Source organism: Actinomadura syzygii, assembly GCF_008085905.1.
Classification (GTDB): domain Bacteria; phylum Actinomycetota; class Actinomycetes; order Streptosporangiales; family Streptosporangiaceae; genus Spirillospora; species Spirillospora syzygii.
This window is the reverse complement of sequence record NZ_VSFF01000018.1, coordinates 171,620-192,471: the sequence shown is the minus strand read 5'-3', so window position 1 is coordinate 192,471 and position 20,852 is coordinate 171,620. Positions and strand designations below refer to the sequence as shown.

General features: G+C 70.3%; 17 protein-coding genes and 2 pseudogenes. 8 read left to right on the top strand and 11 right to left on the bottom strand.

The window, feature by feature from the left end:
• Positions 1–308 precede the first annotated feature (308 nt).
• The 3 genes from FXF65_RS40395 to FXF65_RS40385 form a co-directional block, all read right to left on the bottom strand.
• Positions 309–1,952, bottom strand: a complete 1,644-nt coding sequence (locus FXF65_RS40395; RefSeq protein ID WP_148355780.1) for a sensor histidine kinase — start codon at positions 1,950–1,952, stop codon at positions 309–311.
• 438 nt (positions 1,953–2,390) lie between these two features.
• Complete coding sequence (locus tag FXF65_RS40390; protein ID WP_222869006.1) at positions 2,391–2,888, bottom strand: flavodoxin domain-containing protein; 498 nt, start codon at positions 2,886–2,888, stop codon at positions 2,391–2,393.
• The gene (locus tag FXF65_RS40385; protein WP_148355754.1) at positions 2,885–3,766 is read right to left on the bottom strand and encodes a universal stress protein; all 882 of its coding nucleotides are present in this window, start codon (positions 3,764–3,766) and stop codon (positions 2,885–2,887) included. Before FXF65_RS40385 ends, FXF65_RS40390 begins: the two co-directional genes overlap by 4 nt.
• Before the next feature lie 139 nt (positions 3,767–3,905).
• On the opposite strand from FXF65_RS40385, the gene FXF65_RS40380 reads away from it, so the two are divergent.
• On the top strand, positions 3,906–4,190 hold the full coding sequence (locus FXF65_RS40380; RefSeq protein WP_222869005.1) for an SHOCT domain-containing protein: 285 nt from the start codon (positions 3,906–3,908) through the stop codon (positions 4,188–4,190).
• A 249-nt stretch (positions 4,191–4,439) separates the two neighbouring features.
• Here the strand turns inward: FXF65_RS40380 and FXF65_RS40375 are convergent, their stop codons facing one another.
• Positions 4,440–5,327, bottom strand: a complete 888-nt coding sequence (locus tag FXF65_RS40375) for a universal stress protein (RefSeq protein WP_148355753.1) — start codon at positions 5,325–5,327, stop codon at positions 4,440–4,442.
• 193 nt (positions 5,328–5,520) lie between these two features.
• Here FXF65_RS40375 and FXF65_RS40370 point away from each other — a divergent pair, with 193 nt between their 5' ends.
• A complete protein-coding gene (locus FXF65_RS40370; RefSeq protein WP_148355752.1) occupies positions 5,521–7,923 on the top strand; it encodes a glycoside hydrolase family 65 protein in 2,403 nt (800 codons plus the stop codon).
• A gap of 116 nt (positions 7,924–8,039) precedes the next feature.
• On the top strand, positions 8,040–8,471 hold the full coding sequence (locus FXF65_RS40365) for a pyridoxamine 5'-phosphate oxidase family protein (protein WP_148355751.1): 432 nt from the start codon (positions 8,040–8,042) through the stop codon (positions 8,469–8,471).
• Positions 8,472–8,915: 444 nt separating this feature from the next.
• Here the strand turns inward: FXF65_RS40365 and FXF65_RS46355 are convergent.
• Positions 8,916–9,311 (bottom strand): annotated as a pseudogene (locus FXF65_RS46355) (universal stress protein); the annotation flags it as partial.
• A gap of 237 nt (positions 9,312–9,548) precedes the next feature.
• Complete coding sequence (locus FXF65_RS40355) at positions 9,549–10,220, bottom strand: DUF4389 domain-containing protein (RefSeq protein ID WP_148355750.1); 672 nt, start codon at positions 10,218–10,220, stop codon at positions 9,549–9,551.
• Positions 10,221–10,587: 367 nt separating this feature from the next.
• Between FXF65_RS40355 and gap the strand changes: the two genes are divergently transcribed.
• The 3 genes from gap to FXF65_RS40335 all read left to right on the top strand — a co-directional run bounded on the left by gap (position 10,588) and on the right by FXF65_RS40335 (position 13,841).
• On the top strand, positions 10,588–11,586 hold the full coding sequence (gap, locus tag FXF65_RS40350; protein WP_148355749.1) for a type I glyceraldehyde-3-phosphate dehydrogenase: 999 nt from the start codon (positions 10,588–10,590) through the stop codon (positions 11,584–11,586).
• Positions 11,587–12,395: 809 nt separating this feature from the next.
• A complete protein-coding gene (locus tag FXF65_RS40345) occupies positions 12,396–12,584 on the top strand; it encodes a hypothetical protein (RefSeq protein WP_187412785.1) in 189 nt (62 codons plus the stop codon).
• Between the two features lie 762 nt (positions 12,585–13,346).
• A complete protein-coding gene (locus tag FXF65_RS40335) occupies positions 13,347–13,841 on the top strand; it encodes a hypothetical protein (protein ID WP_148355746.1) in 495 nt (164 codons plus the stop codon).
• Here the strand turns inward: FXF65_RS40335 and FXF65_RS46070 are convergent.
• Positions 13,838–13,972 carry a hypothetical protein gene (locus FXF65_RS46070; RefSeq protein WP_281289003.1) on the bottom strand — a complete coding sequence of 45 codons (135 nt, stop codon included), beginning with the start codon at positions 13,970–13,972 and terminating at the stop codon, positions 13,838–13,840. The two genes, FXF65_RS40335 and FXF65_RS46070, sit on opposite strands and share 4 nt — an antisense overlap.
• A gap of 555 nt (positions 13,973–14,527) precedes the next feature.
• On the opposite strand from FXF65_RS46070, the gene FXF65_RS40330 reads away from it, so the two are divergent.
• Both FXF65_RS40330 and FXF65_RS40325 read left to right on the top strand, forming a co-directional pair.
• A complete protein-coding gene (locus FXF65_RS40330) occupies positions 14,528–14,740 on the top strand; it encodes a hypothetical protein (RefSeq protein ID WP_148355745.1) in 213 nt (70 codons plus the stop codon).
• A 603-nt stretch (positions 14,741–15,343) separates the two neighbouring features.
• A pseudogene (locus tag FXF65_RS40325) lies at positions 15,344–15,700 on the top strand (MSMEG_6728 family protein); the annotation flags it as partial.
• 55 nt (positions 15,701–15,755) lie between these two features.
• Here the strand turns inward: FXF65_RS40325 and FXF65_RS40320 are convergent.
• From FXF65_RS40320 to FXF65_RS40305, 4 genes are all read right to left on the bottom strand, one after another.
• Positions 15,756–16,904, bottom strand: a complete 1,149-nt coding sequence (locus FXF65_RS40320; RefSeq protein ID WP_148355744.1) for a thiolase family protein — start codon at positions 16,902–16,904, stop codon at positions 15,756–15,758.
• Between the two features lie 83 nt (positions 16,905–16,987).
• Entirely contained in the window at positions 16,988–17,929 is a 942-nt protein-coding gene (locus FXF65_RS40315; protein ID WP_148355743.1) for a cyclase family protein, read from the bottom strand.
• Positions 17,930–18,009: 80 nt separating this feature from the next.
• Positions 18,010–19,620, bottom strand: coding sequence for an amidase (locus tag FXF65_RS40310; protein WP_222869004.1), 1,611 nt, complete (start codon positions 19,618–19,620; stop codon positions 18,010–18,012).
• Positions 19,621–19,663: 43 nt separating this feature from the next.
• Complete coding sequence (locus FXF65_RS40305; RefSeq protein ID WP_148355742.1) at positions 19,664–20,848, bottom strand: acyl-CoA dehydrogenase family protein; 1,185 nt, start codon at positions 20,846–20,848, stop codon at positions 19,664–19,666.
• Positions 20,849–20,852 lie beyond the last annotated feature (4 nt).

Below are 20,852 nucleotides of genomic sequence, written 5' to 3'. Positions count from 1 at the left end.
CAGCGCCCAGACGTAGCGAGCGGCGGGCGACTCGGTCAGCGGCCGGGGCCGCACGACCCGGATCAGGGTGTCCCGTCCCACGTGGGTCTTGTGCTCGGAGAGCGCCATCGCCTCTCACCTTCCATCATGTCGTTGAGCCTTCACCTATGACTCAACTCCACCGCTGACCTGCGCTGCAGGTCCGTTCGGTGCAACGTCCCCGGGACCAAGGTCCCGGGGACGGCGACGCGACAGGCTTTATGACGCCGTGTTAGGGGCGCTTCAGTGGTTAGGGGAGGTCGCTCTGGACGATGTGGGATCGCCCCCGGTCACGCCTCCTTGAGCGGGACGCACCAAGACAGCACCGTCCCGCCGCCGGGCCGTGGTTTGGCGGTGCATGAACCGCCCAATGCTCTGGCCCGCTCGTCGATGTTGCGAAGCCCGCTGCGACGGCCGCCCTCAGGGATGCCGACGCCGTCATCCTCGACCAGAACCGTGACATCGTCACCGACGTCGATCTTCACAGCCGCCTCGGTCGCCCGCGCATGCCGGGCGACGTTGGACAGCGCCTCCCGCACCACGGCCAGCAGGTGCTCGCCGGTCTCGTCATCGACCACCGTGTCGAGCAACCCGTCCAACCGGACCGAGGGGGCGAACCCGAGCTGCTCGGACGCGGCGTCCACCAGCACGTGCACGCGACTGCGCAGCGACTCCTCCACCTCGGGCCCCTGCAACGCAAAGATCGTCGAACGGATCTGCCGGATGGTGTCGTCCAGATCGTCCACAGCCCGCTGCACCCGGACCGCCACATCCCGCCTCTGTGTGATCTTGATGGCCGCCATCAACCCCATCGCGGTCGCGAACAACCGCTGGATCACCGTGTCATGCAAATCCCGGGCAATCCGGTCACGATCCTCCAGCAACGTCAACCGCTCGGCGTCCCGCCGCCGCCCGGCCAACTCCAACGCGACCGCCGCCTGCCCGGCGAACGCCTCCAGCAACCGCTGCGTCCCCGCCGAGAACACCGCACCGCCCGGCGCGTTGACCACCGACAGCACCCCGCGCGCCGAAGCACCCAACCCAAGCGGCACCACCAGCAGCGGGCCGATCGGCACCTGCACCGGAACACCCGCCTCCTGCGCCGCCTTGCTCCCATCCGCCAACCGCAACGCGGCGCCCTCGGCGAACACCGGCCCGGCGACGGAATGGTCCAGCGGCACCCGCAGTCCCTCAAGCCCCTCGGCGCCCGAGCCGTGCGCGGCCGCCACCGTGAAATGTCCGGCGCCCTCCTCGACCAGCGCCACCGCCGCCAAATCGGCGTCGGCGATCTCCCGGGCGCGCTGCGCGACCAGCGCGGTCACCTCATACGGATCAGTCCCCGACAACAACGCAGTCGAGACCTCCCCCGACGCCTCAAGCCACCGCTCCCGACGCCGCGTCTCCTCATACAACCGCGCGTTCTCGATCGCCACCCCCGCCGCCGTCGCCAGCGCCGTCACCACGACCTCGTCCTCCTGATCGAACTCCCCACCACCCGCCTTCTCCGTCAAGTACAGATTGCCGAACACCTCATCCCGCACCCGAATCGGAACACCCAGAAACGACCGCATCGGCGGATGATTCGCCGGGAAACCACTGGACGCCGGATGACCCCCCAGATCAGGCAACCGCAACGGATGCGGCTCACGAATCAGCAACCCCAAAATGCCGTGGCCCTCCGGCCAGTGCCCGATCGCCTCGATCTCGGCCTCACCGACACCGACCGTGACGAACCGGACCAGCCGCTCCCCCTCCTCCCCGATCACCCCCAGCGCGCCGTAACGAGCATCGACCAACGTGATCGCGGCCTCGGTGATCCGCCGCAGCACCGACTCCAGATCAAGCTCACTGCCCACCGAGACCACGGCCTCCAGCAGCGCGTGCACACGGTCTCGCGTCGACCGCGCCGCCTCCAACCGCGCCTGCAACTCCATCAGCAGGTCGTCCAACTGCAACTGCGGCAGGATCAGCCGCGCCCGATCCGGGCTGGTGTCAGGTCCCTCGGCCACGCCGCCAGTATCGCCGACCAAATGTTGATGGGTAAGGCCCCAGAACGCAGGCCCGCTTTACGCCATGGGCACCATTCCCGGAGGCCCCAACAGTCGGGGTAGCGTCGGTTACGTCACCACTGAGCCGAGGGAAACGAACGCCATGACGGGCCAGACACAGAACACCCAGCCGATCCGAGTGTTCCTGTTCGCCAAGCTCGGCATGAGCCGCCGCGCTCGCCGCCCAACTCAAAGCCGACTCGAACCGGCGCAACTGACCGCGATGACCACGGACGAGCCGACGGCGGCGGGCGGCCTCGTCGGCGGCCCAGTCGATCACGAGCAGACTGGGCCCCGACCCGTCGTTCCCGACGATCATCGTGCTCATACCTCGGCTCCGCGCAGCTGCCGGACGATGCCGCCCGCCCACTCGGTGACCTGGTCGCGGTCACGGAAGTCGCCGCTCGACCTCTTGGCGATCTTGGACGCCAGGAATCCCCGGGCATCCGGGGAGAGGCGTCCGCCGAAGGTGGCGTGGCCGCGGGCGTTCAGCCGCCGGGCGAACTTGGCGACACTCACCGTCGGATCGATCCGCTTCTCCTCGGCGCTGTGGTCCAGCGGCCCGCTGCTGAACAGCCACACCGGGCGATGCGCGAGCGCGTCCCCATGGTGGCGGACGAAATGCCGTGCCTCCCGATGCCACCGCCCCGCGTACAGGGCGCCGCCGACGACGGCGGCGTCGTAGCCGTCCAGCTTCGCGACCTCTCCGGCCGGGCGGACGTCGGCGTCCAAGCCCGCCTCGCGCAGCGCGGCGCCGATCCAGTCGGCGATCTCGGCGGTCCCGCCGCGTTCGGACGCGTACGCCACCAGCACTCGCATCATGACTCCTCCGATTCCGGGTCGTCCTCGTGGACGACCGCGACCGGGCTCGGCAGCTCGTGCAGCACCGTCCTGGTGACGGCGCCGAGCAGGGTCGTGGGGGACGACCCGATCCCCCGGTCGCCGACCACCAGCAGTGTCGCGTCCCGGGCGTTGTCGGCCAGGACGCGCCCGGCGTGCTCCATCACGAACCGTTCCTCGATCGCGACGTCGGGATAGTCGACCAGGCACGGACCGACGGAGCTGGTGAAGCGCGCCTTGGCCTGTTCCTTGACGGCCTGCGGATCGGTGAACGGGAGCCTGTCGGGTCCCGGGAGGGCGCCGGGGTCCCACCACGCGCACACCAGCGTCACCACGGCGTCCCGCAGGCGCGCCTCCCGCAGGGCGAAGCGCAGCGCGGCCTCGCTGGCCGGGGAGCCGTCGATCCCGACGACGATCCGCTTCGCGCGCTCGGGCTCCTCCCAGGCGGGTACGACGACCACCGGGCGCTCGGCGTGCGCCGGGACGTGCACGGCCGCCGACCCCAGCGGGAGCTTGTCGAAGCCGCCCGTCCCCCGGGCGCCGACCACGATCAGCGCCGCGTCCGCCGACGCGGCCAGCAGCGCACCGGACGGCGTGCCGCGAAGCAGCACGGGCCGCACGTCCAGGCCCGGCGCGGTCTCCCGGGCTAGCCGGACGCCGTCGTCCAGCGTCAGGGCGCCCATGCGCCGGACGATGTCCAGCGCGTCACCGTCCTGGGAACGCTGCGGATACGGCCAGTGCCACGCATGGCACACCCGCAGGGGCGACCCTCGCAGGGCCGCCTCGGCGGCCGCCCAGCGGACCGCGCTCGCGGCGGCGGGTGAAGCGTCGAAACCGACCAGGACCTCTCGTCCGTCCATTCTCGTCCACCTCCTTCCTCTGAGCCTCACCGTCCGCGGACACGTCGGTCAGAGGCGTGAGTCCGGCGATCTGCGGGACCTTCGGCCCTGGGAGCAGGCGCACGCGGGACGCAGGCTGGAGACGTCAGGAGGTTCCGCCATGAACATCGGATACGCGCTGGCCATCGCCGGACACGGCGACCGCTGGGGGCATATGGGAAACGACGGCTGGTCCGGCTGGATGTGGCTGTGGGGAACGCTGATGATGCTGTTCTGGATCGCCGTGATCGGTGCGGCCGTATGGCTGGTCGTCCGGGCCGCGACGCAGCGCCGTGCCGAGCCGCCGACGGGGCGGGAACGCGCCCGGGAGATCCTCGCCGAGCGGTACGCGCGCGGCGAGATCAGCACCGAGGAGTACGACGAGCGGCTCGCCAAGCTGCGTTGAGGACGGCCTCCCGCAGCGATTGGGGAACATGAACGGTGCACCACCTGCCGGTCGCCGACGTCCAGGGCGGCTTCCTGGGCGGCTTCCTGGGCGTCATCGACGCCCAGACCCTCACCGCCGCCTGGAACGCCACCACCCCACGCGACGCCCGGGGCCCCCGTGACCACCCTCCTGCCCCACCGCCGCCCCGTCCGCCCGCAGTCCGCCCTGGCCGAGGCCGTCGCTCCGCCCCAGGCGCGTCCCTGTCGATCAGGTGGCGTGCTCGGCGGAGTACCGGAGCGGCGGAACGATCGCGACCGTGCACGGAGCGTGGTGCAGCATCGCTGAGCTGGTCGCGCCCAGAAGCAACGGGTCCACGCCGCCGGTCCCACGGTCTCCCACCACCAGCAGGTCCGCGCCGCTCGCCGCCCCCAGAAGCGCTTGCCTGGGACGTTCCAGCAACAGCGAGAGCTCCACATGGACCTTCGGGTAGCGCTGACACCAGGGATGGACGACCTCTTCGAGCTGGGCGGACCGGGCCCGCACCAGTTCGTCCTTGTCGGTGAAGAGCGGCAGTTCCCAGTCCGGCACGGCGCCGGGTTCCCAGGCTCCGTAGACCACGCGCAGATCGCGTTCGCGCAGCGCGGCCTCTTCGATCGCGAAGCCGAGCGCCGCGTCCGCGCCCTCGGACCCGTCGACCCCGACCACGACGAGCCCGCGCGGCCCGTCCGACCGCCGGACGGCGATCACCGGACGGTGCGTCAGCGCGGGCAACTGCACCGCCGTCGATCCGGCGGGCAGCCGGTGCCGCTCGTGCGAACCGATCACGATCAGCTCCGCGTCGTCGGACTCGCACACCAGGGTCTCGCACACCGGCTCTCGTCTCAGCAGCGTGTGAACCTCCTTGGGCGCACCCAGGTCGACGGCCCGCCGCGCGCCCTTGCGCAGCAGGTTCTCTCCCGCGCGCTGGACGATCGCCTGGACGGCCGGGTCCACGTGCCCCTCCGGGTAGGGCCAGTGCCAGCAATGACAGATCGTCAGATCGAGCCCGCGCAGCCGGGCCTCCTCGACCGCCCAGCCCAGCGCTACGTCGTTCTCCTCGGTTCCGTCGTAGCCGAGGAGAACGTTGGTCCGTTGAGCCCTTGGGAGTGCAACCATCGACGGGCCTCCTTCCCTGAAATAGCGCTCTGATTACAAGTGTCAGGAGGTCAGAGTCTCGTTTGGAGGGGCGAAGGTCCCGTACATCCCAGGGCGTCCGCTACTGACGGGCGCGGCTGTTCAGTGAGAACTTGGCCCCACAGGGCAGGCCCCTGAGGAGAGGCCTGGTAGGACGACGGCCTGAGGAGACGTGATGAGCCGGTGGGTGCTGGCCTACGACGGCTACGCCCCCGAGGCGGAGGGGCTGCGTGAGGCCCTGTGCACGCTCGGCAACGGCTGTTTCGCCACCCGCGGCGCGGCTCCCGAGTCGTCGGCCGACGGCGTCCACTATCCCGGAACGTACATCGCGGGCTGCTACGACCGGCTCCCGGCCGAGATCGGCGGGCGCCGCACCGACAACGCCGACCTCGTGAACATGCCGAACTGGCTTCCGTTGACCTTCCGCGCCGCCGACGGCGAATGGCTCGACGCCGACGCCGCCCACCGGGAGGGCAGGATTCTCTCCTACCGGCAGGAACTCGACCTCCGGCGCGGCGTCCTGACCCGCCTCGCGCGGGTGCGCGACCGGGCCGGGCGGACGTTCCGCCTCGCCCAGCGCCGGATCGTCTCCATGGACGATCCGCACCTCGCCGCGCTGGAGACCACGATCGTCGCCGAGGACTGGTCCGGTCCGCTGCTGATCCGCACCGCGCTTGACGGACGGGTCGTCAACGCGGGGGTCGAGCGGTACCGGAACCTGCCGGGTGTCCATCTGACACGTGAAGAGCCACCGCCGCAAGGCGATCCGGAACTGCTGCTCCTGCGCGCGTCGACGCTCTCGTCGCGGATCCGGATCGCGATGGCGGCCCGCACCCGGACGACCGTCCCGACCGAGCGCACCGACCTGTCCGACAGCGGATGGGCCGCGCAGGATCTGGCCGTCGACGTCCAGGAGAACACGCCGGTCACGGTCGAGAAGGTCGTGGCCGTGTTCACCTCGCGCGACCGCGCGGTCGAGGAATGCGGGGAGGCCGCGCTCGCGGCCGTCGCCGGGGCGGGCTGCTTCGACGCCCTGCTGGGCAGGCACACGCTGGCGTGGACGCGGCTGTGGCGGCGGTGCCAGCTCAGCGTCGACCAGGTGGAGGTGCAGCGCGTCCTGAACCTGCACATCTTCCACCTGCTGCAGACCGTGTCGGAGCACAGCGTCGACCTGGACGTCGGCGTTCCCGCCCGCGGCCTGCACGGCGAGGCGTACCGCGGCCACGTCTTCTGGGACGAGCTGTTCATCCTGCCGTTCCTGACCATGCGGTTCCCCGAGATCGCCCGCGCGCTGCTGATGTACCGGTGGCGGCGGCTGCCCGCGGCACGGCGCGCCGCCACCGCCGCCGGGCGCCGCGGGGCGATGTACCCGTGGCAGAGCGCGGCGGACGGACGCGAGGAGACCCAGCGCGTCCACCTCAACCCGCGGTCGGGACGCTGGCTGCCCGACCACACGCACCTGCAGCGGCATGTCGGGCTCGCGATAGCCCACAACGTTTGGCGCTACTACGAAGCGACCGGCGACGCCGAGTTCCTCGCCGAGTACGGCGCCGAGACCATGCTGGAGGTCGCCCGGTTCTTCGCCGACCTGTCCGACTACGACCGATCCACCGACCGGTACCGGATCCGCGGCGTCATGGGCCCCGACGAGTATCACGACGCCCTCCCCGGACGCGACGCCCCGGGCCTGGACGACAACGCCTACACCAACGTCCTCGCGGTCTGGGTGATCCGCCGGACGCTGGACGCGCTCGCCCTGATGCCCGAGGACCGCGGCGCCGAGTTGCGCGAGCGGCTCGCGCTGACCCGCGAGGAGATCACCCGGTTCGAAGACGTCGCCGCCAAGATGTACATCCCGTTCCACGACGGCGTGATCAGCCAGTTCGACGCCTACGCCGACCTGGAGGAACTGGACTGGGACGGCTACCGCGAACGCTACGGCGACATCCGCAGGCTGGACCGGATCCTCGAAGCCGAAGGCGACTCTCCCAACCGCTACAAGGCGTCCAAGCAGGCCGACGTGCTCATGCTCTTCTACGTGCTGTCGCCGGGCGAGCTGGACGACGTCCTGCGGCGCCTCGGCTACGCGCACGGCCCCGCCCTCGCCGAGCGGACGATCGCCTACTACCTGCCGCGCACCTGCGACGGATCGACGCTCAGCTCGCTGGTGCACGCCTGGATCCTCGCCCACACCGACGGCGACGAAGCCTGGAAGATCTTTCTGGAGACGCTGCGCGGCGACCTGACCGACGCCCAGCACGGCACCACTCCCGAGGGCGTCCACCTGGGCGCGATGGCCGGCACCGTCGACCTCGTCCAGCGCTGCTACGCCGGGATCAGCACCGACGGAGGGACCCTGCGTCTCGCGCCGCGCCTGCCTCCCGCAGTCGGCGAGCTACGCCTCGGCCTGCGCTACCGGGGCCACTGGGGCATCGACCTGACCTGCCGCCAGGACCTGATCCGCGTCGCCCTCCGCCCCAGCGCCGCCTCCCCCATCCACATCTCCTACGGCGCGGAGGACACCGAGATCCAACCCGGCACGTCGTGGCAGAGTCCATTGCGGGACGACCACGGCTGACCGAACAGGGACTGACTTTGGTCCCGGACGCAGGGGACCGCCAGAAGGACGGACGGCGTCCGTGACGGTGACGATGGCCCCTGCCCCACACAACGGCGAGAGCGGACGATGGAGTCATGAAGGACCTGACGGACGGGCCGCGGAGCCTGACGCGAGGCGAGTGCCTCGACCTGATGGGCACGGTGAAGGTGGGCAGGGTCGTCTTCACTGAGCATGCGTTGCCCGCGGTGATGCCGGTCGGTTTCGTCCTGGAAGGCGGCGACGTGGTCGTGTGCGTTCCGCCCGCCTCGGGTCTGGCCGCTGCCACCGGCGGCGCGATCGTGGCCTTCGAGGCTGACGACCTGGGCACCACCGGCCCGGCAGGCTGGACGGTCACCGTCGTCGGACGGGCCCGGGTCGTCCGGGATCCGGGCGACCCCGCCCGCAGGGCGCTGGCCGCCTGGACCAGCGGACCACGCCCCGAGTTCATGCGCATCTCGTGCCAGCGCGTTACGGGCAGGCGGGTAGGGCCGTCTTCGACCGGTGAGGGGTACGAGGCGGCTGCCTGAACCGCACCCGCACGGCGCGGACGACGAAGGCCCGGCCTGAGCCGGGCCTTCCGGCATCGCGCTCACGGCGCGGTTTCGCCCGTCGCGGGGACGATGACGAGCGGGCGGTGCGCGTTTGGCCGCCTCGTCCGCGCCCTCCGACGCCTCCACCAGCGCTCGTGCCGGGGTCCGGTCGGACACCAACTGGTCGACGGGGACGTCCGGATACCGCTCCCGCATCCCGGCCAGAGACTCCGCCAACTCCGTGTCCTCGATCACCCGCCGACGCGGGGAGCCGAACTCGCCGCCCGTCGCATGCAGCGCGAGAATCCTGGAGCCCCTGGAGTCGGCCTCGGCGAAGGCCCAGTCGACCAGAGGCCCCTCGTCCCGCCGTCCCTCGATCCCGATCACGATCTCCGTCGGCGCGTTGGCGGGATAGGGAGCCGAACGGGAGACCACCATTACGGGGCACGCGGCATGCGCGGCCGTGTAAAGGCCGACAGAACCGAACAGCAAGCCCTCGAATCCGCCCAGCCCGCGCGAACCCACGACCACCAGTGCCGCCTGCCCGCTTTCCTCGACCAGCGCGTGCCCCGGATCCGTTCGGATGACCCGCGTCGTGACATCGAGGCCGGAATGCAGCCTGAGCGCGTACTCCCGGGCCTCGGCGAGCAGCTCCTCCCGCTCGGCGGTCAACCGGCGCAGGGTGCCATCTGGGATCGTCCCGTCCGGCAGTAGCGCGCGGGACCCGAACACGAGGCGCACCGGCAGGCGATGCCGGACGGCATGGTCGGCCGCCCAGTCCAAAGCCCGCCACGCATGCGCCGAACCGTCGATGCCCACGATGATCGGAGTCGGCATCGCACTCCCCTCCCATGCCTTTCGGTGTCCAATTCGACGCTAGGCCGCGGCTCCGCTCAGGTCCCGGGCCGAAGGTCCCGACCGTCGCTGGCAAGAGGCCCACGGCCGCAAATACGGGGTACGGGCGCGAAAGAGCCGCAGCCATCGATCGACGGCAGCGGCTCCTCTTTCGGCGGTGTCAGCGAGGATCCGCCCGTCCGTCACGGCCGGGACATCGCCCTTAAAGTTTCTCCTCGATCACCGCGAAACCGGGTGCTCGCGCACTGGCTCCGCGCCGCCCATATCTAGTCGGAATGGCGGATAGCGGTCAGTCATCAGAAATATGTAGCCGACGACCCGCAGGACCCAGCGGTTCATCCCCATGACGAAGTCGAAGATTCCGCGCGGATAGCGGCTCGTGAACAGCAGCGCGACCGCAGCGGCCAGTACCAATACGCCGACGAGACCGGGCGTATTCGACGCCCATCCGGCGTCCCCGCCGAGCCCGCCACCGGTGAACAGCACGATCACCAGGTAGTGCGGGATTGCCAGCAGCCACCACTTCACCAGCACTAGACCCCGCGACAGCCGCTCCGGGTAGTCGACATGAATTCGCGCCGGATAATCCGGGACGTCCTCGAGCGTGAACGGCGGATACCGATCGGTGCCCAGCGCGCCGTACCCGTAGAAGACGACACGCCATCCCCAGCGCAGCACTCCGACGTTGAACTCGAAGACCGACCGCGGGTAGCGACCCGTGAACAGGATCGCGAAGAACGCGACCACGGTGAGCACCGAGAACGCGATGCCCAGGAAGAACAGCACGATGTAGTGCGGAATCAGCAGCAGCCACTTCACCAGCCACAACCAGCGCGACAGCGGCTCCTCCAGCCGGCCGTCCACCTGGACGGGTGTCTCCGAACCGTTCATCTGGCCCTCCCGATCGGGACCGAACCTCTACGACTTGCCGCCAGCGAGAATCCGGCCAGGGGATTCCGGTGTCCCGCATAGGCCGTGATGCCCTTCCGCCATCGGCGTCCGGCGGAGTGGAGGAAGTCCTGCGCCGCTCAAGCGGCGTCACATGATGCACGGGGCGCGGTCACCCGTTTCTCCGTGCCGTTCGACCGGGCTTCCCCCACTCACTGACAGTGCACATCCACGGTCCGCATGCCTCCAGGGACGAACGTCCCTCGTCGTCCAGCACACAGAACGGTTCGCCGCGACGAAGGTCCCTGGCGCCATTCCAACGGCCGACAGAGCCTGGAAGCGAAGCCGAACAGCGCCAACGGGAGACGAGATGACCACTCCGATAGGGATCAATGGATTCGGCCGTATCGGCCGCAACTACCTGCGTCTGGCCCTGGAACGCGGCCAGGAGGTCGCCGCGATCAACGACATCACTGACACCGCCACCCTCGCGCACCTGCTGATGTACGACTCCACCTACGGCCGCCTCGGCCACACGGTCGACCACGACGACACCGCCCTGATCGTCGACGGGCACCGCATTCCCGTGACCGCCCACCGTGACCCCGCCGACCTGGACTGGGGCGCGCTCGGAGCCGAGATCGTGATCGAGTCGACCGGCCGGTTCCGGCGGCGCGAGGACGCCGCCGCGCACCTGAAGTCCGGCGCCCGCAAGGTCATCGTCTCCGCTCCCGGCAAGGACGTTGACGCCACCATCGTCATGGGCGTCAACGAGCATGTGTACGACCCCGACCACCACACGGTCGTGTCCAACGCGTCCTGCACGACCAACTGCGTCGCGCCCATGGCCAAGGTCCTGCACGACGCGTTCGGCGTGGTCAAGGGCTACATGACGACCGTCCACGGGTACACCAACGACCAGAACCTGCTGGACTCCCCGCACAAGGACCTGCACCGCGCCCGCGCCGCCGCCGTGAACCTCATCCCCACCAGCACCGGCGCCGCCCGCTCCGTCGGCATGGTGATCCCCGAACTGGCCGGACGCTTCGACGGCATGGCCCTGCGCGTCCCCATCGAGGACGGCTCCCTTGTCGACCTGGCCTGCCTGCTGGAACGTCCGGCAACGGCGCAGGAGATCAACGACGCCTTCGCCGCAGCAGCCGCCGGACCGCTCGACGGGATCGTCCGATACAACACCCACCCCATCGTGTCCCGCGACGTGATAGGCGACCCGGCCTCCTGCGTCTTCGACGCCCCTCTCACCCAGTCCAGCGGCGAGTTGGTGAAGGTCTTCGGCTGGTACGACAACGAATGGGGCTACACCTGCCGCCTCGCCGACCTCACCGACCACGTCGCCGCCCGCCTGTGACGCCACGGCCGTAAGGGAACCGCAGCGGCACGCCGACCCGGGTCGTGGCCTCCGCTGACCAGCTGTCTCCAGGTGCCTCTGTGTCCAGCGGAAGTCGGTGATGTATCGAGTGACTGGGCCGCCTATGCGCGAAAGAGTGGATCTCGACGTCCCCGCCGAAGACACGGAAGCAGTTCTCCTCGGTGATCACGGTGACGGTCGAGCCCTGCGTGGGCGACCCCTGGCCCGGGTTTCCAGCGGGCGATGGCGAAGGGGCTGTCGGCTCCGATGCGTCGGACGGCCTGTCGGGGCCGGGCCGAGGTAACGGCAACCGCGTGGTGACGGTCCGCCCTCGAATGATCTCGGCACGTAGCTCATGCGGGTCGCCGCGCAGGGGTTTGACCAGGAGCCCGGCGTCGATGACACCCATGATGCTGCCGTCCATGCGCAGGGTGAAGCCCACCGGATCCGGCGAAACCCGGTCTACCTGGCGCCGGTCGGCACCGAGAGCCACCCTGGCCGCAGGCAGTCACCGGCATGGCCCCGGCCCGGCGCCCGCGGCCCGGCCGAGCAGGCGGCGCCGCGGTCCACCCCGTCCTTGTCGACATTTCCACCGGATGGCCCGGTACCCCCTGAGTCCGGCATGGCCCGCCGCCTCCGGTGCGACGCCCGCGTCGGCGAGCCCTACGCGTCACCAGGCGGAGGCCGTCCCCCCACCGGCCGCGCATCGCAGCCGGGCACATTCGTGAGCTTGAGCTCGCGTCGTGGCTCGCGATTTCGGCCACTCGATGCCGGGGATAGGCGGGACCTCCGCACATGTCTCCGCGTTCATGCGCGAGGAACTTCGGGCGCAGCTCCAGGAAAGCTGGGAGACAACCCTCAACGAACGGCTCGCCATCGCGCCGACATCGCCGGTGTCGATCCTCAACGAGCTGCTCGCCGCCCGCCTGAAGAAGCCCGGCCGTGCGCGTCTCCCAAACGTCTCCCGACTCCGCGCATCGACGCCGCGAGCCTCATGATCGGTGACCTCCGCAAGCACCGACCTGAGGAGGAAAGAGCGAGATCTATGCAGGTCGCCTGCTACCGGACGGGGAGGCCGGTCAGGGTTCGGGCGATGACCAGGCGTTGGATTTCTGAGGTGCCCTCGAAGATGGTGAAGGTCTTCGAGGGCGAAGTCCTGACCAGCGTTTTCGCTGCTTCAGAGCTATAGTGGTCCATTTCGGCCCGCTTCTTCCCGTGCCGAAAACGCCCTATCCCGCATGATCGACTCCCAGATGGCTCCCACTCGTTCCCGTGACAGAACAGGGGCATCCGCGAAGTCCAGACCACAGTCACCCAGCCGCGAGCCCTGGAATGGCCGACTCTTTCGCCTGCTGCTCTAGGAGGTTCGCACACGCGAGGGCGGGCTCGTCGGATCACCGGCCCACCTCTCTGAGGCCCGCCGCGCGTTCGAGACGTGGGGCTCACATCTCCAACTCGAACCTGAATCGTCATGGTGCCGCAGTGGTCTCACTCGGGTCCGCACGCAGGGACAGCAAGCGGGATCCTCGTGCCCCTGCACGCCGAGATGGACCGTTGAGCGTGGCGTCCGAGGCCGCTCTGCCGCCCCTGCCCATAGGAGCCTCGGAGACGAGCGGTGCGGATTCGCGGAGATGCTCGTGGGCTGGTCGGGCGGCCTGGGGCGAGCGAGCGCGTCTTGGGCACAGCTCAACCGTCCTAGTTGTGCAACGGAAACGGGCTGACCTGCTTAGAGCGTCGGAGCCTGCGCGTACGATCTCGCCGTGGATATCGACTGGGGTGATGCCCCTGCCTGGGTAGCGATCGCGGTTTCCTTGATGTTTTCCATCGCCGCTTTCGTCGTGTCCATCAAGGGCCTGACATGGCAGCGGATGGCCGCAGAAGCTGCGGTTACATCAGCGAACGCCGACGAGCAGGCGCTCGCGCTGGCTCAGTTGCAACACGAGCTTGAGCAGGCTAGATCCGAGCGTAGTGAGCGCTTGTCTGAGCCACCGAAGGTCGAATGGCGACTGGAGCGGCGCGGCAAGCAGAAATTCGTTCTGCGTAATGTCGGCACTGAAATGGCCACCGGAGTGACCATGGACAGGTCGAACCTTCCTTACATAGCCCACGAGGCGCCCAGCGGCGTGGCGGTGCGTGTCGGGGGCTCCCACGAGTTCCTCTTGGCTGGCACCATGGGGCATCCGATGCCCAACGAAGTGTGGTTGTCATGGGATGGCCAGGAGGAACCCGTAGCGCTACCGATCCCGGGGTACTAGCTCGCCGAGAGAAGTTCGGCGAGGAGGATACGCCCATAGGGTTCCGCCAGCTGGTGGTTGATCCGGATGCGGGCGAGGTCGGCGAAGGCGATGTCGCCATTCTGGAGCCTGACGAGGCGGGCCAAGCCCATGATCTGGAGTTCGTCGCCCGTCGGAGGGCGTGGAACACGGCCCGGCCGTGGGAATGATACTCGGCGGCTCCGGCGCCTGAATGCCAATTTCGCTCACGTTCCACGACCGCAGGACGGGCGCGGCGGACGGGGCAAGCGATTTCGGTTGACCCCTCCGCGTGGAAGGCACGAACCTGATCGCGATTGCGATCGGTGGGGACGCGGTCAGAGGCTACGACATCACCGCCCTCGATCTTGGCCAGGTACGGCCACCGATCGTCGCTGTATAGAGCACCGAATGTGACCTGACTTAGGAGGTTCCCGCAGGTCAGAGCGCACATACTTAGCAAGCCCTCTGGCGGGAACGATGCCCCAAACTCCACCGGGCGACCGTGCAGAAGGCGGGAACCAATCACTGCCGTATCCGGCCACAGGCGTTATCCGCGGCCGTATCTAGCCCACAAGTGTCAGCGGCCAGACCGTGCAGACTAGTGGCGGCTCAGCGGGCCCCGCCCATCACAAGGGTGACGGCCCCGTGCAGCAACACGGAGCCGTCGTTTCCTGAACCCGCTCCTGATGGAGGTCGAACTCGCTATGAGCCTACGTCCCCTCGATGGTGGCCCGCAGCCTCCCGACAAGGTGACCATCAGCGTCGGCGCGCTGCTGGTCACGATCATCATGATCATGGTTGCCTACATGGTCCACCGGGACCCCAGCCTCGCCGCCCCGATCACGACAGCGTGCGCGGTCGGCGCGCTGCTCGTTATCGTTCTGGCCGTCTCGCCCTAGGAATCCGGCTCGGGTCCGCACCGGCGCGAGGAGCAGTACCTGCGCACCGACAACGTATAAGTCAGGCAGCGGCCAGTCGGCGAACTAGCTGGCACTCGGCGTTCCGGGCCGCGTCGTCGACGGGACATCGGTCGCTCCTCCATGCGTGGCAGCCCGCGCGGGCACACATGAGCCAGTAACGGCGTGTCCCTTCAGCAGGAGAGCTGAATCAGCTGCGCTGCTCTTGAAGGGAACCAGAAGCTTAGAGCATGCGATAAGTAGGAGGCCCTCCCCGTGCGGGCTCTCTGTCGTGCATGGGGAGGGCCTGGTCACGTGGTGGCTGCGGTCGGGCGGGTGAGCCCCTTGACGCCGAGCGCGTGCGCGCCGAGCGGCGCGTCGGTCCCGATGAAGGCGCTGAGCACCGTTTGCGCTTGTTCGCCCAGCTCCGCAATGGCGTCGCGATTGTTGGTGCCGATGCAATTGTTGAGTGCCGACCCCCAGTAGGCCAGTGTGTCGGCGTTCCGGGCGACGACGTCAGGTCGCGGACTGCCAAGCCGTCGAGGTGTTCAGCGATCACGGCGGCCCGTACGGCGCGCTCTCTCCCGCGCGAGCGGCGTGTGAGCCGTGCAGGCCTTCCTTCCGCACGCGGACTTCGCTGCCACGGCCCGGGTCCTCGACCAGCGCAGGCTCGGCAAGCAGCGCGTCGAGGCGCTGCAGATACTGCGCGGGCTGACGGTCCCCGGCTACGGCTGGCGGAACCATCCGGCCGTGAAGATGTGGACCGGGTACGAGGAGGCGCTCGTCCGCTACGGGTTGGAGATCTGCAGCCATTGGTCCGGCCTCGGGCACCGCGACACCTGCGCCGCCACGCTGACGTCCGAGCTGGCCGGAGCGGTCGGCGTCGAGCGGTCGCGCGTCCAGGACGGGCTGGCGGACGCCGGTGAGCTGCCGCCCTGGCTGGGCGACCCGGCGCTGCACCGCAGCCACCGCTCCGCGCTGGTCCGGAAGGACGCCGCCACCGCCCCGAGCGCAGTGCCTACCGATCCGTCAGCTCGAAGATCGTGGCGTTCGCCTGACCGCCGCCTTCGCACATCGTCTGGAGGCCGTAGCGGATCCCGTTCTCGGCCATGTGGTGGAGCAGCGTCGTGGCGATGCGCGCGCCCGAGCCGCCGAGCGGGTGGCCGAGCGCGATCGCGCCGCCGAGCGGATTGAGCGCCCGCTCCGGCACGCGGTACTCGGCCTGCCACGCGAGCGGCACCGGGGCGAACGCCTCGTTCACCTCGAAGGCGCCGATGTCGTCGAGGCCGAGGCCGGACTTGGTGAGCGCCTTCGCGGTCGCGGGGATCGGCCCGGTCAGCATGATGTTGGGCTCGCTGCCCACCACGACCGCCGTGTGGATCCGCGCGATGGGCCTCCACCCGTGGGCCTTGGCGGTGTCCGAGGTGGTGATCAGCAGGGCGGCGGCGCCGTCGCTGATCTGGGAGCTGTTCCCTGCGCTGATGACGCCGCCCTCAAGGAAGGGCGTGCGCAGCTTGGCCAGGGCCTCGACCGAGCAGTCCGGGCGCACCCCCTCGTCTGATGTCACGACTCCGTCGGGCGTCTCGATTCCCACGATCTGCGCGTCGAAGGCGCCGCGCGCAATGGCCTCCGCGGCGCGGTGGTGGGAGCGCTCGGCGTAGGCGTCGAGTTCACCGCGGTCCAGCGACCATTCACGGGCGATCTGCTCGGCGCCGAGGCCCTGGTTCGGCTGCACGTCCCCGTACCGCTTGGCGTACAGCTCGCCGAGCGGGGACCGCTCGCCGGACGCCGAGCCCATCGGCACCCGTGACATCGACTCGACGCCGCCCGCCACGACGACGTCGTAGTGCCCGGCGATGACGCCCGCCGCGGCGAAGTGGACGGCCTGCTGGGACGAGCCGCACTGCCGGTCGACCGTCGTCCCGGGGACGCTCTCCGGCCACCCCGCCGACAGCGCCGCCGTCCGCGCGATGTCGAAGGTCTGCTCGCCGACCTGGCTCACGCAGCCCCAGATCACGTCGTCCACGATCGACGGGTCCAGGGACGCGCGGTCGGCGAGCGCCGACAGCACGCGCGCGGACAGGTCCGCGGGATGGACGCCCGAGAGCGCCCCCGCCCGTTTGCCGACGGGGGATCTGACGGCCGCCACGACGACAGCGTCTCGCATGGGTTCTCCTTGAACTCGCTGGCTTGCTCGAACTCCCGATCCGGCGGCGCGGGGCACGGCCGGCGCCGCCGGATCGGGACCGGTCACTCGCTCCGCAACGGGAAGGCCCACGGGCGCAGCGGCGACCCGGTGGCGCCGCGCAGCCGCAGGCACGCCGCGAAGAAGCCGAACTCGTACACCTCGGCCGCGGCGAGCTCCTCCAGGTCGAGCACCTCGATCAGGGGCGCGCCCGCCTCGGCGAGCAGGTAGGTGTGCACCGGCGTGTAGTTGTCGGGGTCGGTCGAGGGGCCCTGCTCGACGCACACCGTGTCGGAGCCGACGATCATCGCGCCCCGCTCGACCATGTGCACCGCCGCCGCGCGGGTCAGTCCGGGCGGGTTCTCGCCCCACGCGGCGGCGTCCGGCCACGCCCGCATGCGGCCCGTCCGGACGAGCGCGACGTCCCCGAGCCGCAGCTCGACGCCCTGCTTGGCGAGGCACTCGTCGACGTCCTCGGGAGTGATCCCGTACTGGTCGGGGAGCATGTCGACGCCGCGCAGCGCGGCGAAGTCGAGGAGGACGCCGCGGGCCACGATCGGCGGCATCTTGTCGGCGCCCGCGACGCGCCAGTGCCGCGTCCCGAGGTGCTCCCGCTCGGTGAAGTTGTTGTAGATGCGGCCGTTGTAGCCGTAGTGGTTGAGCGTGTCGATATGGGTGCCGGTGTGGGTGTACATCATCATCGCGTCGCCGGAGTAGCCGATGTACTCGGTCATCTCCCGCGAGATGCCGGGCAGTTCGTCCACGACCGTGCCGTGCGGGGTGTGCGTCATCCAGATCTGGTAGGCCGGGTCGCCGAGCAGTTGCCAGGACGGCATCCCGATGAAGTAGTCCACGGACAGGTCGAACATCCGGGTCGCGTCGATCCGGCTGACGACGGCGGCGCGGGACTCGGGCGTCATCAGGTTGAGGCGGCCGATCTCGTCCTCGGGCCCGTACGGGCTGGTCGCCACCTCGCGGTCGGCGCCGGACGCCGGGTTGTCGGACATGGGATCTCCTTCTGCGGCGGTGCGGACGGGCGGCGGACGCCCCGCCCGCGTCGGGGTGGGTTGCGGTGTCGTAGAACGGGCTAGCCCTCGGGAAAGACCGGGGCCGCGAGGTGGACGTCGGTCACCCGCTGGTAGGCGTCCGCGACGCGCAGGACGGCGGCCTCGTCGAACGGCCTCCCGACGATCTGCATGGAGACGGGCATGCCGACCCTGTCGAACCCGACGGGGACGGCGCACGCGGGATGCCCGGTCAGGTTCCACTGGGAGGTGAACGACGCGCTGGACCAGCGGTCCATCATCGCCGGGTCGGTCTCCTTGAGCAGCCGCGCGCCGGTCGGCATCGTCGGCGTGACCAGCATGTCGCAGTCGCGCATCGCCGCGGACGCCTCGCGGTGGAACGCGGCGGCGACCTTCTTCGCCTGGACGTAGTCGGCGGCGCCGTACAGCGCCCCCTTGGCGAGCAGGCCGCGGACGTAGCGTCCGTACTCGGCCCAGTGGGCGGCCAGGTCGTCCCGGTGGTAGGCGAACGCCTCGGTGAGCAGGACGATGTGGCTGGCGACCCGCGCCATGTCGGCGTTGGGCAGGTTCACCTCCACCACCTCGGCGCCCGCGCCGCGCAGCGCGGCGAGGGCCGCGTCCACGCCCGTCCGCACGGGGTCGGCGACGTTGCCGTCCGCGAAGAAGTAGCGCTTCGGCCAGCCGATCCGCAGGCCGCGGACGGAGCCGTCCAGCGCGTCGAGGTAGCGCGGGACGGGCCGCGTGCTCGCCCCCGCGTCGTCCGGATCGTGCCCGGCGATCACCTGGAGGATCAGCGCGCAGTCCCACGCGGACCGGGCGACGGGCCCGACGGTGTCCAGGCTCGGCGACAGCGGCACCGTCCCGGCGGCCGGGACGCGCCCGTGCGTCGTCTTGAGCCCGGTCACGCCGTTGAGCGCGGACGGATGCCGGATCGAGCCCGCGGTGTCGGTGCCGAGCCCGCCGAGCGCGAGCCCGGCCGCGACCGCGACGGCCGCGCCGGAGCTCGACCCGCCCGCGTACCGGTCGGCGTCCCATGCGTTCCGCGGCATCGGGAAGCCGGTGGCCGGGTCGTTCAGGCCGAGCGCGAACTCGTTCGTCGTCGTCTTGCCGACGACGACCGCGCCCGCCTCCCGCAGCCGCGCGACGGCGGCGGCGTCCCCGTCGCACCGCCAGTGCCGGGGCCTGACCAGGCTGTTCGCCCGGGTGGGGCCCTCGGCCGCGGCGATGACGTCCTTGACCGCGAGCGGGATCCCGTGCAGCGGCCCGCGGTCCCGTCCGGCGGCGAGGTCGCGGTCGGCGCGCTCGGCCGCCTCCAGCGCGGCGTCGCGGAACACGCTCACGTACGCGCCGAGCCCCGCGTCGAGCCGGGCGACGCGCGCGAGGACGTCGCCGGTGAGCGCGACCGAGGAGGTCGTCCCGTCGCGGAGGGCGGCCGCGGCGTCCTGGATCGTCCGGCCGGTGGCCCGAGGACGCTCATGGTCGGCCGCGACCGCCTTGAACGCGGACGGCGTGGAGCCGTCGCGGGCGACGCCGTCGGCGCCGGTCCGCCGGACCTGCTCGGCCTGCTCCCGCATCGTGCGGTAGTCGCGCGCGAAGGAGGACAGCTCGTCGGCGCCGACCTTCAGTCCGGCGATGTCCAGCAGGGTGCGCACCCGCTGCTCGTCCGGCGTCATCGCGCACCGGTCCGAGCGCGGCGGGACGAGCCGGTTCCCGAGGTCACCGGTCGATCCAGCTCGTGTAGCGGCCCTTGAGCATGTCCCGGCTGACGATCATCTTCTGCGTCTCGGTGGAGCCCTCGCCGATCCGGCGGATCCGCAGCTCGCGGTAGAAGCGCTCCAGCGGGAGGTCCTTGGTGACGCCGTACCCGCCGTGGATCTGGATGGCACGGTCCACCACCCGGCCCGCCGTCTCGGTGGCGACGATCTTGGCGATGGCCACCTCGGTGCGGAACGGGCGGCCGCTGTCGGCGCGCTCGGCGGCGTCCAGCGTCAGGGCCGCCGCGCTCCGCAGCTCCATCTCGCTGTCGACGAGCATCCACTGGATGCCCTCGTGGTCCGCGAGCTTCGCGCCGAAGACCGAGCGGGTCCCCGCGTACTCGACGGCCATGCGGTGCGCCATCATCGCCACGCCGAGGCAGCCCGCCGCGTACGGGATGCGGTTCTTGGTCAGCCGCTCGGTCGCCATCGCGAAGCCCTGGCCGACCTCGCCGAGCACCGCGGTCGCAGGCACCCGGACGTCCTCGAACGCCAACTCGGTCGGGTAGTGGCCCGAGCGGAGGGTGTGGATCACGCGCCGCACGGTGAGGCCGGGGGTGTCGGCGTCCACGATGAAGCAGGTGATGCCGTCGCGTCCCGAGCCCTGGTCGCCGGTGCGCGCGAAGACCAGCCCGAAGTCGGCCGTGTCGGCGCCGCTGATGAACGTCTTGTTGCCGTTGATGATCCAGTCCGAGCCGTCCCGCTTCGCCCGGGTCTGGATCGACCGGGCCGGGTCGCTCCCGCCGGACGGCTCGGTGAGCGCGAAGAACGACCGCTTCTCACCACGCAGGATCGGCTGGAGGTAGCGCTCCTTCTGCTCGTCGGTCGCCTCGTAGAGCTGCGCCATGTCGGGCTGGCCGAAGGCGCCGTAGCACGGCGAGTACAGGCCGGCGCGGTGCTGCGACATCTCCATGGCGAGCAGCGTCCGCGTCACGGTGTCCGCGCCGACCCCGCCGAACTCCTCCGGGACGTCGAGGTTGTACAGGCCCATCTGCTTCGTCTTGGCCACGAGCCCCGCCAGGACGGACGGGCTCAGCTCGCTCTCGTCCGGGTCGAGGTCGTACTCCAGCGGAACGATTTCGGTGCGGACGAAGCGCCGGACGTTCTCGATCAGCGTCCGCTGCGTCTCGGTGACGGCGAATCCCATGTCT

Coding starts and splice junctions, on each gene's coding strand:
- FXF65_RS40395 (WP_148355780.1), bottom strand. CDS start 1,952: ATGGAGTTGCAGGCGCGGTTGGAGGCGGCGCGGTCGACGCGAGACCGT.
- FXF65_RS40390 (WP_222869006.1), bottom strand. CDS start 2,888: ATGATGCGAGTGCTGGTGGCGTACGCGTCCGAACGCGGCGGGACCGCC.
- FXF65_RS40385 (WP_148355754.1), bottom strand. CDS start 3,766: ATGGACGGACGAGAGGTCCTGGTCGGTTTCGACGCTTCACCCGCCGCC.
- FXF65_RS40380 (WP_222869005.1), top strand. CDS start 3,906: ATGAACATCGGATACGCGCTGGCCATCGCCGGACACGGCGACCGCTGG.
- FXF65_RS40375 (WP_148355753.1), bottom strand. CDS start 5,327: ATGGTTGCACTCCCAAGGGCTCAACGGACCAACGTTCTCCTCGGCTAC.
- FXF65_RS40370 (WP_148355752.1), top strand. CDS start 5,521: ATGAGCCGGTGGGTGCTGGCCTACGACGGCTACGCCCCCGAGGCGGAG.
- FXF65_RS40365 (WP_148355751.1), top strand. CDS start 8,040: ATGAAGGACCTGACGGACGGGCCGCGGAGCCTGACGCGAGGCGAGTGC.
- FXF65_RS40355 (WP_148355750.1), bottom strand. CDS start 10,220: ATGAACGGTTCGGAGACACCCGTCCAGGTGGACGGCCGGCTGGAGGAG.
- gap (WP_148355749.1), top strand. CDS start 10,588: ATGACCACTCCGATAGGGATCAATGGATTCGGCCGTATCGGCCGCAAC.
- FXF65_RS40345 (WP_187412785.1), top strand. CDS start 12,396: ATGCGCGAGGAACTTCGGGCGCAGCTCCAGGAAAGCTGGGAGACAACC.
- FXF65_RS46070 (WP_281289003.1), bottom strand. CDS start 13,972: ATGGGCTTGGCCCGCCTCGTCAGGCTCCAGAATGGCGACATCGCCTTC.
- FXF65_RS40330 (WP_148355745.1), top strand. CDS start 14,528: ATGGAGGTCGAACTCGCTATGAGCCTACGTCCCCTCGATGGTGGCCCG.
- FXF65_RS40320 (WP_148355744.1), bottom strand. CDS start 16,904: ATGCGAGACGCTGTCGTCGTGGCGGCCGTCAGATCCCCCGTCGGCAAA.
- FXF65_RS40315 (WP_148355743.1), bottom strand. CDS start 17,929: ATGTCCGACAACCCGGCGTCCGGCGCCGACCGCGAGGTGGCGACCAGC.
- FXF65_RS40310 (WP_222869004.1), bottom strand. CDS start 19,620: ATGACGCCGGACGAGCAGCGGGTGCGCACCCTGCTGGACATCGCCGGA.
- FXF65_RS40305 (WP_148355742.1), bottom strand. CDS start 20,848: ATGGGATTCGCCGTCACCGAGACGCAGCGGACGCTGATCGAGAACGTC.